Raw genomic sequence first — 14,296 nt, forward strand, 5'->3', positions numbered from 1 at the left:
GCGGTGGACGCCGGGCGCCGTGAAGGCCGCCCGGCACCGGCATCACCAGCCATTGCCCATGAGTTCGTTGAGCTCGACCTCAAGGAGTTCGAGGTTTTCGGCGGCGGTTCCCGAGCCGGAAAGCGTATTGTGAACCGCACTCCAGAAGCGCGAGGAGACCTCGTTGTACTTGACCTTGGTTGTTGCCGACGGACGCGGCACGGCATCCTGGAAGATCGGCTTCCACTGCGGCATGAAGGGCTGGGCCGCCGCCACATCCGGATCGTCGTAAAGCGCCGAGCGGGTCGGCAGGTTCGACAATTCGATGGCACGGCGCTTCTGCACCTCGGCCGACGTCAAGAACTTGATGAGTTCGATCGAGGCTTCCTGTTCTTCGGAATATTTCGACACCGCAAGGTTCCAGCCACCGAGCGTCGAAGACGGCTTGTCGCCGGCTGCGGCAACCGGAAGTGTCGCCACGTCGAACTTGCCCTTGACGGCGCTGTCGTCACCATTGCCGAGCGCGAAGGCATAAGGCCAGTTGCGCATGAAGACGGCATTGCCGGTCTGCCAGACGCCGCGGGATTCCTCTTCCTGATAAGCGAGCACGCCGGGGGGCGAAATGGTGCCGATCCACGATTTTGCCTGATCGAGAGCGGCAGCGGCTTTCTCGTTGTTCACCGAGATCGTGCCATCGGTCTCGACAATCTGGCCACCGCCGGAAGACTTGATCCATTCCAGCGCATTGCAGGTCAGACCTTCATAGGCATTCGCCTGGAAGACGTAGCCCCAGAGATCCTTCTGGCCGGCCTCGCGCTCCTTGTCCTGAATTTCCTTGGCCACAGCAGCCATGTCGGCCCAGGTTTTGGGGACCTCCTTACCGTATTTCTCCAGGAGGTCCTTGCGGTAGAACAGCGCCGGCGCGTCGGTATACATCGGCATCGCGACGAGACGACCGTCAACCGTCTGGGACTCGATGATCGACGGGAAGAACTCGTTGATCGCATCGCCGGCTGCCGGCTTCAGGTCGACGAACTGATCAGCCAACTGCGGCGCCCAGACGACGTCGGTCTGGTAGACGTCGACATCCTTGTTTCCTGCGGCAAGCCACAACCGGTACTGGGCGAACTGCTCCGAACTGGAGGGCGGCATGGTGACGAGCGAGATCTTGTGACCGCTCTTTTCCTCGAACTCCGTGAACAGCTTGCGCAGAAAGTCGAGGTTCTTGCCGGTGGAATTGGCAGCAACCGCAATTTCAGCTGCCTGGACGGACCCGCACAGCGCGGTTGCCGCAATCAGTGCGGCGCTCAACAATGTCTTCATCGATATCTCCTCCCGAGAAACCAAAGCCGTTTACGGCCTCCACAATAAAATTGAAAACGCTTTGGTTCCCTTAGACTGGCAAAAAACCGAAATTGAGTCAAACCTTGTTCCAAGTCTCCAAATCACAAAACTTCAAACCAATGATAAAAATAGGATTTTTTGAAAATTCCCTAGATTCACACTGGGGAAGATACTTCTGCCGGGAAGCGGGAAAACGATCCCAGCGCACGCAAATTGTAATCGCTTTGAATCCTGCAGAGGAAATCTTGCCAGAGGCCGAGCGGCCATGGGATAAGCACATGAGGGATGCCGACAGGGGATCTCGCGCAAGGACGCCAGCCACGCATGAAGCTCAAGGATTTCGCCCAGCATATCGGTCTGTCGCCGACAACCGTCAGCCGCGCCTTGAGCGGCTATCCGGAGGTTAGCGAAGCGACACGCACAAGGGTGGCCGAAGAAGCAGCGCGGCTCGGCTATCGCCCGAACATCAATGCCGTTCGCCTCGCGACCGGCCGCGCCGGGGCAATCGGCGTCGTGATGAGCCGTGCCGGCGAATACCAGTTTTCCGAATTTCTGAGCGGCATGGCCGAGCGGCTGAGCCCTGAAGACATCGATATCCTGATCACACCCATGGCCGAGCAGGACAGCCGCGACGAGCTGCAACTCTACCGCCGGCTCGCCGAGAGCCGCCGTGTCGATGCTGTCGTCATCCACTCGCCCCGTCCCAAGGACACCCGAATTGCACTGCTTCACGAGCTGAAACTGCCCTTCATTGTGCACGGCCGCTCTGCAACCGACGTGCCCCATGCCTGGCTCGACATCGACAACGAGGGCGCAATCTGTCGGGCGACCGAGCATCTGCTGGATCTTGGCCACCGCCGCATCGCCATGATCAACGGCCGAGAGGGACTGACGTTTACCCAGCACCGCGAGAAGGGCTACAGGTCGGCGCTCAGCGAACGGGGCGTTTCCTATGATGCCAAACTGGTGACCCACGGCAATTTTACCGACGAGATCGGCTTTCGCGTGGCCCGCGCCGCCCTTGAGCAGCGCCCGCGCCCGACGGCCTTCGTCGCCGGGTCGATGATGAGCGCGCTCGGTGTCTACCGCGCAGCCCGCTCGATGAACCTCGTTGTCGGGCGCGACATCTCCGTCATCGCCCATGACGACGTCTTTCCCTATCTGACGGCGGAGAACATGGCCCCGTCCCTATCGACCACCCGCTCCTCGATCCGCGCGGCCGGCACCCGCATTGCCGACCTCCTGCTCCAGATGTTGGCCGGCCGCGAAGCGACAGACGTCGCTGAACTCTGGCCGGTGGAACTGATCCTCCGCGAGTCCAGTCGCCCGGTTGCCAAGGACGTGAGCCAATGACGGACGTGACGGACGGGCGCATTGTCGTGATCGGCCATGTCAATCACGACTGCATCTGGCGGCTGACAGAACCCTTGCGTGCCGGGGGCCGTATTCTGTGGAGCAGCCGCGAGACCCGGCTGGGTGGCGGCGGATATTTTACCGCCCGACGGCTGCGCGACCTTGGCCATCCCGTGGCAATCCTGTCGAACCTGATGACCGACGAACACGGCGATAGGGCCATGGCAGATCTCGACGCCCTGGGCTTCGACACCTCGCTGATGACACGGTTGCCGGGCGAGACCGACTTCGCCGACATCCTGCTCGACCCGATGGGAGAGCGCACGATCCTGTCGAACGAGCGCCGCCTGTCGCGCGAATTCGTGCTCGCCATGCCGCTTTCGGATGGCGCATTCTACGTCAACGCGCCCATCCTGCCAGACACGATCCTCGCCGCGCTGCATCAGGCGCGACTGGTGGTTTCGCAGCTGCCGTTGCGCCAAGCTGTACCGCGGCCGGCAGACATCATGATCGGATCCAAGGCCGATCTGCCCGCAAAGAGCATTACCGATTGTTGGTCTCTGGCGAACGCGCTTGCCGACGGCCGGCTTCGGCATCTCGTGATGACGGACGGGCCGCAAGCGATCTCCATCTATGACGGCACACGGGAAATCACGGTTGCGATTGAACAGCAGGTTGTTGCCGTCCGCGACACGATCGGCGCAGGCGACAGCTTCAGCGGCGGACTGATTCATGCCTTGCTGTCCGGGGCCGACATTGTTGAAGCTGCGCGGATGGCTGCGGTTTTGACCGCCGAATGGTTGGCCAGCCGAGAACAGCAAACGCTCGCGATGACAACAGAAAAAACAGCGTTATAGCCAACTTTATTTGATCGCCTCTCCGGAACCGCCCGCAAGCTCAGCGAGTTTGTGGGTACCCAACGGAGGAAGGCATGAACGAGTATCATTTCATCTGGAACCGGCCTGTCGAGCTGGAACTGCCTTGTGGCCTCACGCGACGTTTTCAAAATGCTTATGACGCGCTGGATTTTCTCGACGCCGAATGGCCGACGCGCCGCGGCCCGGCCTATGAGCGGGCAATCCGCCTCTGCCAGAACGCCTTGCGCGGCGCGCGCGCGGCAGAACTCGCCCGCGCCGCCTTTATTGCGGCAGCGGAGGAAGCCGGAATGCGGCTGGCAACCGACCCCGGACGGCTGGTCAGTTTCCTGCCACAGCGGCGCCAGGCTGTTGCGTGAGGAGCCGATGACGAGGTCGCCATGCGCTTGGGGGAATGGAGACATATCTGTGTCGACGTCCAGCACATGTTCGCCCGCGACACCCCGTGGCACCTGCCATGGATGAAGAAGGCGCTGCCGACGATCGTGTCGATCGCTGAGGCAAGCCCAAGACGCACACTCTTCACCCGCTTTATTCCACCGCCCACGGCAGACGCAGCCGTCGGCGCCTGGAAGGATTACTACCGACGCTGGTGGATGATGACCGGCGAGCACCTGCCCGATGAAATGGTGCAACTGGTCCCGGAGCTCAAAGCTCTCGTTCCGCCCGCAAGGGTAATCGACAAACCGGTCTACTCACCCTGGCTCAACCCGACCCTGGCTACCCTACTTTCCCGCGAGCAGGTCGAAACGCTCGTTGTCACCGGCGGCGAGACGGATGTCTGTGTCATGGCGACCGTGCTCGGCGCAATCGACCACGGCTTCCATGTGATCCTGGTGACTGATGCCGTATGTTCGGGCCTGGACGAGACGCATGACGCCTCGCTCGCCCTGCTCGGCAAGCGCTTTTCCGCGCAGATGACTACGCTCTCTGCCGACGAGCTTTTGTCGGCAATAGCTGACAAGGGATAAGCAGGTTAACCCCGCTCCCCCGCAAGCAGGGCCACGGTCTGCCCTTGCAGCACATTGCGCATCAGGATCTTCTCCGACGCAGGCAAAACCTGATCCGTCAGCGCGTCCCGCCACGACATATCGGCAAGCTCCTCGGGAAGCGAAACGGAAGTATCGCTCCAGAATTCGGCATGGCCCATGCCCTGAGCGTCGGCCAGCATCGACAGAGGCAACCGGCAGGCGATGGTCATGACCGCCTCGGATCCGCATCGCCGCGCAAAGGCGACGATGTGGCGGCTTTTCAAACCCTCCACCGCAAGCGGGAGATAGCCGCCCTCGGCGAACAGCTGCGGGAGGCGGTGGCGCAGGCGAAGCGTGCGCCCCACCAAAGCCTGCTTGACCCAGCCGGAGGCCAAGGCCTGCGGATCGGAAAAGGCGATCGGGGCATCCGGATCAAACTGCGCCAGAGTTTCGAAAGGCGGAGCACGGCGATTGTCGGGGTCGACAAAGCTGAGGTCGATCCCCTCACTGCCCTGGTAGACATCGGGAATACCAGGCGCCGTCAGTTTCACGACCGTCTGAGTGAGCCCGTTGATTAGGCCGGCGGCGATGACCGGTTGGATGCGGGACACGAAAGCCTCGACAAACGCGTGATGGTCGAGCAAGAGCCCGCGCACATAGTCTGTGACGGCACGCTCGTACTCCTCATCGACGGCATTCCAGTCGCTGCGAAGCTTTGCCTCGCGCAGCGACTTCTCCATGAAAGCTGAGACCCGGTCAGCGAAATCGGCAAGCCCTTCGCGGTCATCGGCTCTGAGGTCCACAGGCCAGTGGCCGATCAGCGCCTGGAAGATCATCCACTCGATTTCCGGCTCCGGGGCCGGTCCGTCGTTCAAGGTCTTGACCAAAGGCCGGGCGAGTTGGCGCCATGTGTGGATGAGAGGTGCCATCGCGTCGGCGTCTTCGGCAAAGGCAAATAGCCGGGCCCGCGCATCCTCGCCCCGCTTGGTGTCATGGGTAGAGGATGCAGAAAGTCCGTGCGGCTGCTCCTTTGCCCGGCGCGCCATCTCCTGATGGAAATGGACAAGCCCCTCCTCCGGCGGCTCCAATTCTCCGCCGACTTCGTTGAGCGCAAGGAATTCGCCATGGCGGAAAAACAGCGTATCTTCGAGCGACTTGGCCATCAGCGGCCCAGTCAACTGCTGGAATCGCCGCCGTAGAACGGCCTCCTCCTCTCCGGCGGATGCACCCTCGCCTTCCCCCTTCAGCAGTGCCACGATGTGGCCAGCCGCCTGCCTCTCCTCCTCCGACAAATTGCGCGAAGCCTCGAGCAAAACCTCGTCGAGGAGAGCGGCATCCCCGGCCGAAAGACCCTTGTCGCTGCCATAGGTCCTGTAGCGTGGAAAGGCGAGGAGCAGTTCCTCAAGCGCCACCTGCACAAGCGGCTTGGAAAGACCTGTCAGTCGAGCCGCCTGGCGGCCCAGCGCCCCGACCTCGCCTGCAAAATTCACGCGGATCATCTGCCGGTTGGCGGCGCGCATCTCAAGCGGGATATCGGATGGTCCTCCGCTCACCTGCTCATAGGCTTTGCGGACGGCGCGGAACCCCTCCTCTTCCAGAAGCACGGGCACCTGGGCTGCGATGAATTCGTAGCCCGTGGTGCCCTCGACCGGCCAGTCCTCGGGCAGGCTTTCGTCCGGCGCGAGGATCTTCTCGACCACCAGATAAATGTCAGGGCCGATGGCCGCGCGCAATTTGGCGAGATAGGTGGCAGGATCGGCCAGTCCATCGACGTGGTCGATCCGCAGCCCCTGGACGATGTCGTCGCGGACAAGTTCTAGCACGGTCTGATGCACGTCGTCGAACACCTTCTGATCCTCGACCCGCAAGCCGACCAGTCCGGCGATCTCGAAAAAGCGGCGATAATTCAGCCCCTCCGCAGCCTCGGTGTAATGCATCAAGCGCCAGGGCTGGAGGCTGTGCAGGAAGACCAGGAAGTCGGCATCGCGAGCCCGCGCAGCAAGCGCCCGCAGCAGAGGCTCGCAGTCGCCACCGTTGCACAATGCCAGAACCTTCTCATGAAAATCCGCAGCATTGTCAGCCTTCGCCTCCCGGCCGAGGGCTGCAAGCCGGGCTGCCTTCGGATCCGTCGCTTCGCTCAGCACGGCCGGATAGGAGGCGGGCGCCAGCGGGTAGAGGCTGTCGAAATACTTGAGCGCCAGCCCGCCTTCGCTGCGGTCAAGCGCCAGGGAAAAGCCACCTTCCATCACCACCTGCTCGAAGCTCGCCCCGAGAAAGGGCAGCGTGAGCTTCTGGTTCCAGTCGATATCGAAATGGCGGGCATAAGGGCTTGCCTCGCCCCAAGTCACGACGCTGCGCCACCACGGATTTTCAAGGCTGGCCGCCATATGGTTGGGCACGATATCGAGGATCAGGCCGAGATCTTCGGCCTTCAGGGCCAGAGACAATCGCTCCATTCCTTCGCGGCCGCCGAGGACGGGATCAATGAGGTTTGCGTCCGTGACGTCATAACCATGCGTCGAACCCTTCGTGGCAGCAAAGATCGGCGAGGCATAGAGATGGCTGATACCGAGCCGTTTCAGATAGGGCACGAGTCCAATGGCACGATCGAAGTCCATCCCGTCGCGAAACTGCAGACGGTATGTCGAGACGGGAATGGGCATGCTGGCATCCTCGGGAGAAACTTTGGGCGACGCTGCGTAACGCCGCCAACCCCGGGTTGTTCCCAGCAGATCGCCTCAGTGGAGCTTGATCTCGCCGTCCACCTTGCGCCACTCGTTCGGCCCGATCAGCCGTTTGTGGCTGAAGCGCACGGAGTGCAGGTCGCCATCGAGATTGGTCCGCCAGAAATCGAGAAACTTTGTCATCTGCGGGAAATCAGGTGCCAGATCATAGTCCTGCCAGAGGAAGGTCTGCAGCACGGAGCGGAAGTCGGGCATGCGATAGAGGATATGGGCGGTCGTCAAACCGTATCCCTCCATCTGGAGGGTGAAATCATGGGACGAATTCATGCGGTTTCCCTCGTGGTTGTGGACGATAAAAGTTTGACAAAAATCCATCGAAGAGCAAGAGCGAAAGTATTTTTTTATAAAACATTTCATTATGTTAGCAGCATAAAGCCGCGAGTGCTGATTTTTTCGCCGGCACCTCTTGAAACGAAAAATCGGAAAAACCAAATCTTCGCGCGCCGGATGCCGTTGAAGGGTCCGGCGACCCGTCCGGACCTTTCCGGTCCGGCCTTTGGGGACGTTCCATTTTGTTTGTCCAGGAGGAAAACATGAAGTTCCGTCCGCTGCACGACCGCATCGTCGTCCGCCGCGTTTCGTCCGAGGAAAAGACCAAGGGCGGCATCATCATTCCCGACACTGCCAAGGAAAAGCCGCAGGAAGGCGAAGTCATCGCCGTCGGCCCCGGCGCTCGCAACGACCAGGGCCAGATCGTCGCTCTCGACGTGAAGGTTGGCGACCGTGTTTTGTTCGGCAAATGGTCCGGCACCGAAATCAAGATCGACGGCGAAGAGCTGCTGATCATGAAGGAAGCCGACATCATGGGCATCATCGAAGCCCAGGCTGCCGAAAAGAAAGCCGCCTGAGAACCACCAGTCATCATTTGCCTTTGAGGAGTGAACCATGGCTGCAAAAGAAGTGAAATTCCACACCGATGCCCGCGAAAAGATGCTGCGCGGCGTCGACATCCTCGCCAATGCCGTGAAGGTGACGCTCGGGCCCAAGGGCCGCAATGTCGTCATCGACAAGTCCTTCGGCGCACCCCGCATCACGAAGGACGGCGTCTCGGTCGCCAAGGAAATCGAACTGGAAGACAAGTTCGAGAACATGGGCGCGCAGATGCTGCGCGAAGTCGCCTCCAAGACCAACGACCTTGCCGGTGACGGCACCACGACTGCGACCGTGCTCGCCCAGGCCATCGTCAAGGAAGGCGCCAAGGCCGTCGCCTCCGGTCTGAACCCAATGGATCTGAAGCGCGGTATCGACCTTGCCGTCGATGCGGTCGTCTCCGAGCTCAAGACCCAGGCCCGCAAGATCTCCAACAATTCGGAAATCGCCCAGGTCGGCACCATTTCCGCCAATGGCGACACCGAAATCGGCCGATACCTGGCCGAAGCGATGGAGAAGGTCGGCAATGACGGCGTCATCACCGTCGAGGAAGCCAAGACCGCCGAGACCGAACTCGAAGTCGTCGAAGGCATGCAGTTCGACCGCGGCTATCTCTCGCCCTACTTCGTGACCAACCAGGAAAAGATGCGCGTCGAACTCGACGATCCCTACATCCTGATCCACGAAAAGAAGCTCTCGAACCTGCAGGCCCTGCTGCCGGTCCTCGAAGCCGTCGTCCAGTCGGGCAAACCGCTCGTCATCATCGCGGAGGACGTCGAAGGCGAAGCGCTCGCCACCCTCGTGGTCAACAAGCTGCGCGGCGGGCTCAAGGTCGCAGCCGTCAAGGCTCCGGGCTTCGGCGACCGTCGCAAGGCGATGCTGGAAGACATCGCAATCCTGACCGGTGGCACGGTGATCTCCGAAGACCTCGGCATCAAGCTCGAGAACGTCACCCTCAACATGCTGGGCCGTTCGAAGAAGGTGTCGATCGAAAAGGAAAACACCACCATCATCAACGGGTCAGGCTCCAAGTCCGAGATCGATGGCCGCGTGGCCCAGATCAAGGCGCAGATCGAGGAAACCTCCTCCGACTATGACCGCGAAAAGCTGCAGGAGCGCCTGGCGAAGCTCGCCGGTGGCGTTGCCGTGATCCGCGTTGGCGGATCGACCGAAGTCGAGGTGAAGGAGAAGAAGGACCGCGTCGACGACGCACTGCATGCGACCCGTGCAGCCGTCGAGGAAGGCATCCTGCCGGGTGGCGGCGTTGCCCTGCTCCGCTCGGTCAAGGCGCTCGACAGCCTCAAGACCCCGAACGACGACCAGCGCGTCGGCATCGACATCATCCGCCGCGCGATCGAAGCACCGGTTCGCCAGATCGCCGAAAACGCTGGCGCCGAAGGCTCGATCATCGTTGGCAAGCTGCGTGAGACGTCCGAATTCGCCTATGGCTGGAACGCCCAGACCGGCGAGTATGGCGACCTCTTCGCCCAGGGCGTCATCGACCCCGCCAAGGTGGTGCGCACGGCACTGCAGGATGCCGCCTCGGTCGCAGGTCTCCTGATCACCACGGAAGCGATGATCGCCGAAAAGCCGAAAAAGGAAGCCGCACCCGCCATGCCGGCCGGCGGCATGGACTTCTGAGGTCTCTCAAAAACTGATGTGAGAAGGGCCGCTCTCAGGGGCGGCCCTTTTTTATGGATCAGCGGAAGATCAGGCCGCGAGCGAAACAGGGCTCAGACCTTCGAACGTCGGACGGGCAAGGTAATAGCCCTGGATGAGATTGACGCCGAGATCCGTCAGCACCTCCATCTCGCCCGCCGTCTCAACGCCCTCGCAAACGACGGTGACACCAAGATCATGCAGCATGGCAAGGGTATGGCGCACCACCACCTGCTTCACGCTGTCGGTATCGATGCCACGGATGAGGTCCATGTCGAGCTTCACCAGATCAGGCTGGAACCGCGTGAGCAGGTTCAGCCCCGAATAGCCCGCTCCAAAATCGTCGATCGCCGTCTTGAAGCCGATCTCGCGATAGCTCCGTAGAATATTGAGGATGTGATCGGTATCGAGCTTCTCGACCTCGGTGAATTCGAAAATGATCCGGTCCAGCGGAAAGTCCGTGCGCCGGGCAGTCTCAAGGGTCTTGCGGATGCAGGCGCGCGGCTCGTAGACCGCATTCGGCATGAAGTTGATCGACAGATGCGGCATATCCGTCCGGGGAAAAAGACGGCTGGCCAGTTCGATCGCCCGCACCCGACATTGCTGGTCGAAGGCGTAGCGGTTGTCGGGATCGACGAGAGATAGCACGCCATAGGCGCCGCTGCCATCCGCGCCCCGAACCAAGGCCTCATGAGCAAAGACCTGCCTCGATCGCATGTCGACAATGGGCTGGAAGGCCATGGAAAAATCGCTGGCGAATTTCGCTCCATCTTGGCAACCCTGACACGACACTTGAAACACTCCTTCAATACACGCATCGAGAAAAACACGTGTCGCTTAAGGAAGGTTGAAGGCACTACGCAAGCACCTCCGAATTTTGCAACCCTCCCCGACCGCTTGTGCGTAATCTTTTTTGGGCATCACTTCATCAGTCCATTTTATTCAAATATGCTTTATTTCGTAGCCGATTCGGGACGGCTGCGGGGCTAAATGACTTAGCTGGGGATGCGGACATGACTGACCATACGGAAATCGAAACCTGGGCAATGGTGCGGGCGCAGCAGATCGTCATGCAACAGGGGGCAAACCTGGTGGTTGCAGCCCAAAGGCTGGACCACAGGAAAACTACCGCGAATACCTACGCCCTGAGGGCGGCAATCGTGAAATCGCTGGTCGAAGCCCTCTCGGCGGCTCCCACGGCAATGGGCGGCCAGTTGCAGGCGGGAGAGTAAGCCGCCTCTCAAACGATAGACGCCGCGTCTGCAAGCAGAACACGGCGTCTTCTCCTTGGGAGGATCGGTAAGGAGGCCGGCAGAGATTGCCGGCCTTGGACTTTACTGGGCAGACGCTTCGGCGGCAGCAAGCTGCCGGCGGCGCTTGGCCCGCCAGCCGAGCAGCGCTGGCAAAACAGCGACAGCAAGGGCGAGCGCCCACAGCACCAGCGAGATCTTGCTCTGGAACAGGATGGAGATATCTCCGCCGCTGATCGCCAGGGCATTGCGCAGATTGACCTCCATCACCTTGCCCAGAACGAAGCCGAGAATGATCGGCGCCATGTCGAAGCCGGCCTTGCGCAACAGCCAGCCGGCAATGCCGATCGCCAGCATCAGGTAGATCGCGAAGATCGAGGCATGGGTCGAATAGACGCCGATGACCGAGAGCACGAGAATACCGGGCACCAGGATCCAGTTCGGCATGGTCAGAACGCGGGCGAAGATATTGACCAGCGGCAGGTTGAGCGCGAGCAGGATGAAGTTGCCGACAAAGAGCGACGCGACGAGACCGCCAACGATTTCCGGCCGCTCGACGAGCAGCATCGGACCGGGCTGGATGTTGTAGAGCATCAGCGCCCCCATCATGACGGCGGTGGTGCCGGAACCCGGAACACCCAGCGTCAGCATCGGCACGAAAGCACCGGCAGCTGTCGCATTATTGGCCGCTTCCGGAGCTGCGAGGCCGCGCACATCACCATGGCCGAACGTGCCTTCGGTGTCGGAGATGCGCTTTTCGGTGGTGTAGGAGACGGCACTGGAGACCGATGCCCCAGTCCCCGGCAATACGCCGACAATGAAGCCGATGAAGGAGCCGCGCAATGTCGCGCCCATGCTCTTCACCACATCCGACATCCGGGCCGTCATGCGGCCGAGCTCGCGGATGACGGTGACGCCATTGGTCTGATGCTCCAGGATCAGCATGGCCTCGGAGATCGAGAAGAGACCGATGACCAGGGTCACGAACTCGATGCCATCGCCGAGTTCCGGTTCGTTAAAGGTGAAGCGATAGGCGCCGGAAGTGGCATCGAGCCCGACGGTCGCCAGCATCAGACCGAGCACACAGCCGATCAGCGTCTTGGTGGGCTGGGAGCCGACCATCGAACCGAGGGTCGCAAAAGCGAACACCATCAGCACGAAGTATTCCGCCGGGCCGAAACCGATAGCGAGGCCAGAGAGCAGCGGCGCGAAGAAGGCGAGGCCGATGACGCCAATGATGCCGCCGATGAAGGAGGCGATGCCCGACAATGCCAGTGCCTCACCGGCACGACCCTGTTTTGCCATCGGATAGCCGTCCATCGCCGTCATGACGGCGCCGGCATCACCGGGCACGTTCAGCAGGATGGACGAGATACGGCCGCCATATTCGGCACCACAATAGACCGAGGCGAGCAGGATCATCGTGCTTTCGGCGGGCAAGCCCATCGAATAGGCGATCGGCATCAGAAGCGCGATGCCGTTGATCGGGCCGATGGCCGGGAGCGCCCCGACCAGTGTGCCGATGAAGCAGCCGATGAAGCCGATCAGGAGGTTCTGCCAGGTGAGGGCAATGCCGAATCCATGCCAGAGATATTCGAAGCTCATGAAATGATCCTTTCAGGTCCTGGCGACGGTCAGCCGAAAATGGCGCCGGTCGGCAGATAGACCTCGAGCAAGAAGGAGAAGATGAACCACCAGAGGGCGGCATGCACGACACCGCCGATCAGCGACAGTTTGAGCGGCGCGCCAAAGATCCAGCCGGTGACGGTGGTCAGGAGAAAGATCGCTGCCGCAAAGCCGAGCGGCTCCATAAGCGCCACGCACACGATAAGGGTGACAGGAATGGCAAGCACCCGAAGCAACGACTGGCCGGTCGGAAAGCCTTCGACCGTCCCCGGGAACTTCAGGTAGATGAGCGTGAACAGGCCGAGCAGAATGGCCAGCATCACCGGCACGAAACGGGGGCCGAGCGGATCCGAGGAAAAGGCGTATTCGATCATGCTGCCGCCAATGCCATAGGCAGCCGCAAGCAAGAGCAGGACCAGCGCACTGATGCGTGCGATCAACTGATGGGTTCTCGTGTTTTCCGACATGTGTGATCTCCTGACTTGAAAGCAAGCCCGGTCCCAAGGACGTATCCAGGGGCTTCAAGCCTTCGGCCTCGGCTGCGATAGATGGAATTATCAAGCGTTATGCCGCCCCGATGTGAGACGGGCAAAGCGATGCGGCCCTCCTGGACCGCATCGCCACCGGATCAGAAACCGGCTTCTTTTGCCAGGACCTTGAACTTCGCGACGTCGCTCTTGACGCGGTCATCGAAGTCCTTGCCGAGCATGGTGAATTCGAACAGGCCGCGGGTTTCGCGCTCCTTGGCGAATTCCGGCGTCTTGCTCATGGCGTCGAAGGCCTTGACCCACCAGTCGTAGTCGGCGTCGGAAACGTCCTTGCCGACGTAGAAGCCGCGCCAGACCGGCCACTCGATGTCGAAGCCCTGCTCCTTGGCGGTGGGGATGTCCTTGAGTTCGCCCGGCAGACGCTCTGGCGACATGACCGCGAGGATACGGACCTTGCCGGCGAGGTGGTGCTTGCCCATTTCGGCAGCGTCACCCGAGCCGACCTGAACGTGGCCGCCTTCGAGGGCGGTCAATACAGCACCACCGCCTTCAAGGGCGACGTAGCGCATCGTCTTCGGATCCTGCTCGGCCGCCTTGGCGATCAGCGAACCCTTCATCCAGTCCTGCGAACCGACGGCACCGCCACCAGCAATGGCAAAGGTCGTCGGATCGGCTTTGTAAGCGGCGACCAGATCGGCCATCGTCTTGTAGGGGGAATCGGCATTCACCACGATGACGCCGAAATCGGCGCCGAGCGCACCAAGCCAGCGGACGGCGTTTTCGTCATACTGACCGAACTTGCCCTGCGCGATCAGCAGCGCCGAACCGGAGGACGCAGCCGTGATCAGGTTCGGATCGCTGGCGCGCTTGGAGATGACGTGGTTATAGGCCACGGCGCCGACGCCACCTTCCATATAGGTGACAGCCATCGGCTGATTGATCTGCTTCGTCTCAAGCAGGGCATTGGCGGCGAGACGGCAGGTCAGGTCGAAGCCTCCACCGGGCTTTGCACCGGCCAGGCATTCCGGCTTGGTCGGCTCGGCCATAACAGAGGTCGCGGCAGCAAGGCCGATCAGGGCCGCTCCGGCCAGGAATTTCATCGTGTTGCGGATCATCATTCTCTCCCGAATGTCTGAG

At 61.2% G+C, this 14,296-nt stretch carries 14 protein-coding genes; 7 read left to right on the plus strand and 7 right to left on the minus strand.

Annotated elements, in window-relative coordinates; all coding sequences use genetic code 11:
• Window positions 1-42: 42 nt before the first annotated feature.
• On the minus strand, window positions 43-1,302 hold the full coding sequence (locus ASE36_RS14240) for an ABC transporter substrate-binding protein (RefSeq protein ID WP_062280624.1): 1,260 nt from the start codon (window positions 1,300-1,302) through the stop codon (window positions 43-45).
• Window positions 1,303-1,647: 345 nt separating this feature from the next.
• Between ASE36_RS14240 and ASE36_RS14245 the strand changes: the two genes are divergently transcribed.
• The 4 genes from ASE36_RS14245 (at window position 1,648) to ASE36_RS14260 (ending at window position 4,522) form a co-directional block, all read left to right on the plus strand.
• Window positions 1,648-2,676: a substrate-binding domain-containing protein gene (locus ASE36_RS14245; RefSeq protein WP_062280627.1), complete on the plus strand. Its 1,029-nt coding sequence runs from the start codon at window positions 1,648-1,650 to the stop codon at window positions 2,674-2,676.
• Window positions 2,673-3,533: a PfkB family carbohydrate kinase gene (locus ASE36_RS14250; RefSeq protein ID WP_062280630.1), complete on the plus strand. Its 861-nt coding sequence runs from the start codon at window positions 2,673-2,675 to the stop codon at window positions 3,531-3,533. Before ASE36_RS14245 ends, ASE36_RS14250 begins: the two co-directional genes overlap by 4 nt.
• 74 nt (window positions 3,534-3,607) lie before the next feature.
• Window positions 3,608-3,910, plus strand: coding sequence for a DUF982 domain-containing protein (locus ASE36_RS14255; RefSeq protein ID WP_062280633.1), 303 nt, complete (start codon window positions 3,608-3,610; stop codon window positions 3,908-3,910).
• A gap of 21 nt (window positions 3,911-3,931) precedes the next feature.
• Complete coding sequence (locus ASE36_RS14260) at window positions 3,932-4,522, plus strand: cysteine hydrolase family protein (protein ID WP_062280636.1); 591 nt, start codon at window positions 3,932-3,934, stop codon at window positions 4,520-4,522.
• Window positions 4,523-4,527: 5 nt separating this feature from the next.
• Here ASE36_RS14260 and treY read toward each other — a convergent pair whose 3' ends face one another.
• Window positions 4,528-7,185: a malto-oligosyltrehalose synthase gene (gene treY, locus ASE36_RS14265; RefSeq protein ID WP_062280639.1), complete on the minus strand. Its 2,658-nt coding sequence runs from the start codon at window positions 7,183-7,185 to the stop codon at window positions 4,528-4,530.
• Window positions 7,186-7,260: 75 nt separating this feature from the next.
• Complete coding sequence (locus tag ASE36_RS14270) at window positions 7,261-7,533, minus strand: usg protein (RefSeq protein WP_062280642.1); 273 nt, start codon at window positions 7,531-7,533, stop codon at window positions 7,261-7,263.
• 266 nt (window positions 7,534-7,799) lie between these two features.
• Here ASE36_RS14270 and groES point away from each other — a divergent pair, with 266 nt between their 5' ends.
• Complete coding sequence (gene groES, locus ASE36_RS14275; protein WP_062280645.1) at window positions 7,800-8,114, plus strand: co-chaperone GroES; 315 nt, start codon at window positions 7,800-7,802, stop codon at window positions 8,112-8,114.
• Window positions 8,115-8,151: 37 nt separating this feature from the next.
• Window positions 8,152-9,777, plus strand: coding sequence for a chaperonin GroEL (gene groL / locus ASE36_RS14280; RefSeq protein ID WP_062280648.1), 1,626 nt, complete (start codon window positions 8,152-8,154; stop codon window positions 9,775-9,777).
• Window positions 9,778-9,846: 69 nt separating this feature from the next.
• On the opposite strand, the gene ASE36_RS14285 is transcribed toward groL, so the two are convergent.
• Entirely contained in the window at window positions 9,847-10,536 is a 690-nt protein-coding gene (locus ASE36_RS14285) for an EAL domain-containing protein (RefSeq protein WP_082511083.1), read from the minus strand.
• A gap of 272 nt (window positions 10,537-10,808) precedes the next feature.
• Between ASE36_RS14285 and ASE36_RS14290 the strand changes: the two genes are divergently transcribed.
• On the plus strand, window positions 10,809-11,027 hold the full coding sequence (locus ASE36_RS14290; protein ID WP_062280653.1) for a hypothetical protein: 219 nt from the start codon (window positions 10,809-10,811) through the stop codon (window positions 11,025-11,027).
• 102 nt (window positions 11,028-11,129) lie between these two features.
• On the opposite strand, the gene ASE36_RS14295 is transcribed toward ASE36_RS14290, so the two are convergent.
• The 3 genes from ASE36_RS14295 to ASE36_RS14305 all read right to left on the minus strand — a co-directional run bounded on the left by ASE36_RS14295 (window position 11,130) and on the right by ASE36_RS14305 (window position 14,274).
• Window positions 11,130-12,650 carry a tripartite tricarboxylate transporter permease gene (locus tag ASE36_RS14295; RefSeq protein WP_062280655.1) on the minus strand — a complete coding sequence of 507 codons (1,521 nt, stop codon included), beginning with the start codon at window positions 12,648-12,650 and terminating at the stop codon, window positions 11,130-11,132.
• A 29-nt stretch (window positions 12,651-12,679) separates the two neighbouring features.
• Entirely contained in the window at window positions 12,680-13,138 is a 459-nt protein-coding gene (locus tag ASE36_RS14300) for a tripartite tricarboxylate transporter TctB family protein (RefSeq protein ID WP_062280658.1), read from the minus strand.
• A gap of 161 nt (window positions 13,139-13,299) precedes the next feature.
• A complete protein-coding gene (locus ASE36_RS14305) occupies window positions 13,300-14,274 on the minus strand; it encodes a Bug family tripartite tricarboxylate transporter substrate binding protein (RefSeq protein WP_244474750.1) in 975 nt (324 codons plus the stop codon).
• Window positions 14,275-14,296 lie beyond the last annotated feature (22 nt).

The organism is Rhizobium sp. Root274, assembly GCF_001429245.1.
Taxonomy (GTDB): Bacteria; Pseudomonadota; Alphaproteobacteria; order Rhizobiales; family Rhizobiaceae; genus Allorhizobium.

Bases quoted from the DNA above. Each gene is read 5' to 3' on its own strand.
- ASE36_RS14240 (WP_062280624.1), bottom strand. From the start codon at position 1,302: ATGAAGACATTGTTGAGCGCCGCACTGATTGCGGCAACCGCGCTGTGC.
- ASE36_RS14245 (WP_062280627.1), top strand. From the start codon at position 1,648: ATGAAGCTCAAGGATTTCGCCCAGCATATCGGTCTGTCGCCGACAACC.
- ASE36_RS14250 (WP_062280630.1), top strand. From the start codon at position 2,673: ATGACGGACGTGACGGACGGGCGCATTGTCGTGATCGGCCATGTCAAT.
- ASE36_RS14255 (WP_062280633.1), top strand. From the start codon at position 3,608: ATGAACGAGTATCATTTCATCTGGAACCGGCCTGTCGAGCTGGAACTG.
- ASE36_RS14260 (WP_062280636.1), top strand. From the start codon at position 3,932: ATGCGCTTGGGGGAATGGAGACATATCTGTGTCGACGTCCAGCACATG.
- treY (WP_062280639.1), bottom strand. From the start codon at position 7,185: ATGCCCATTCCCGTCTCGACATACCGTCTGCAGTTTCGCGACGGGATG.
- ASE36_RS14270 (WP_062280642.1), bottom strand. From the start codon at position 7,533: ATGAATTCGTCCCATGATTTCACCCTCCAGATGGAGGGATACGGTTTG.
- groES (WP_062280645.1), top strand. From the start codon at position 7,800: ATGAAGTTCCGTCCGCTGCACGACCGCATCGTCGTCCGCCGCGTTTCG.
- groL (WP_062280648.1), top strand. From the start codon at position 8,152: ATGGCTGCAAAAGAAGTGAAATTCCACACCGATGCCCGCGAAAAGATG.
- ASE36_RS14285 (WP_082511083.1), bottom strand. From the start codon at position 10,536: ATGGCCTTCCAGCCCATTGTCGACATGCGATCGAGGCAGGTCTTTGCT.
- ASE36_RS14290 (WP_062280653.1), top strand. From the start codon at position 10,809: ATGACTGACCATACGGAAATCGAAACCTGGGCAATGGTGCGGGCGCAG.
- ASE36_RS14295 (WP_062280655.1), bottom strand. From the start codon at position 12,650: ATGAGCTTCGAATATCTCTGGCATGGATTCGGCATTGCCCTCACCTGG.
- ASE36_RS14300 (WP_062280658.1), bottom strand. From the start codon at position 13,138: ATGTCGGAAAACACGAGAACCCATCAGTTGATCGCACGCATCAGTGCG.
- ASE36_RS14305 (WP_244474750.1), bottom strand. From the start codon at position 14,274: ATGATCCGCAACACGATGAAATTCCTGGCCGGAGCGGCCCTGATCGGC.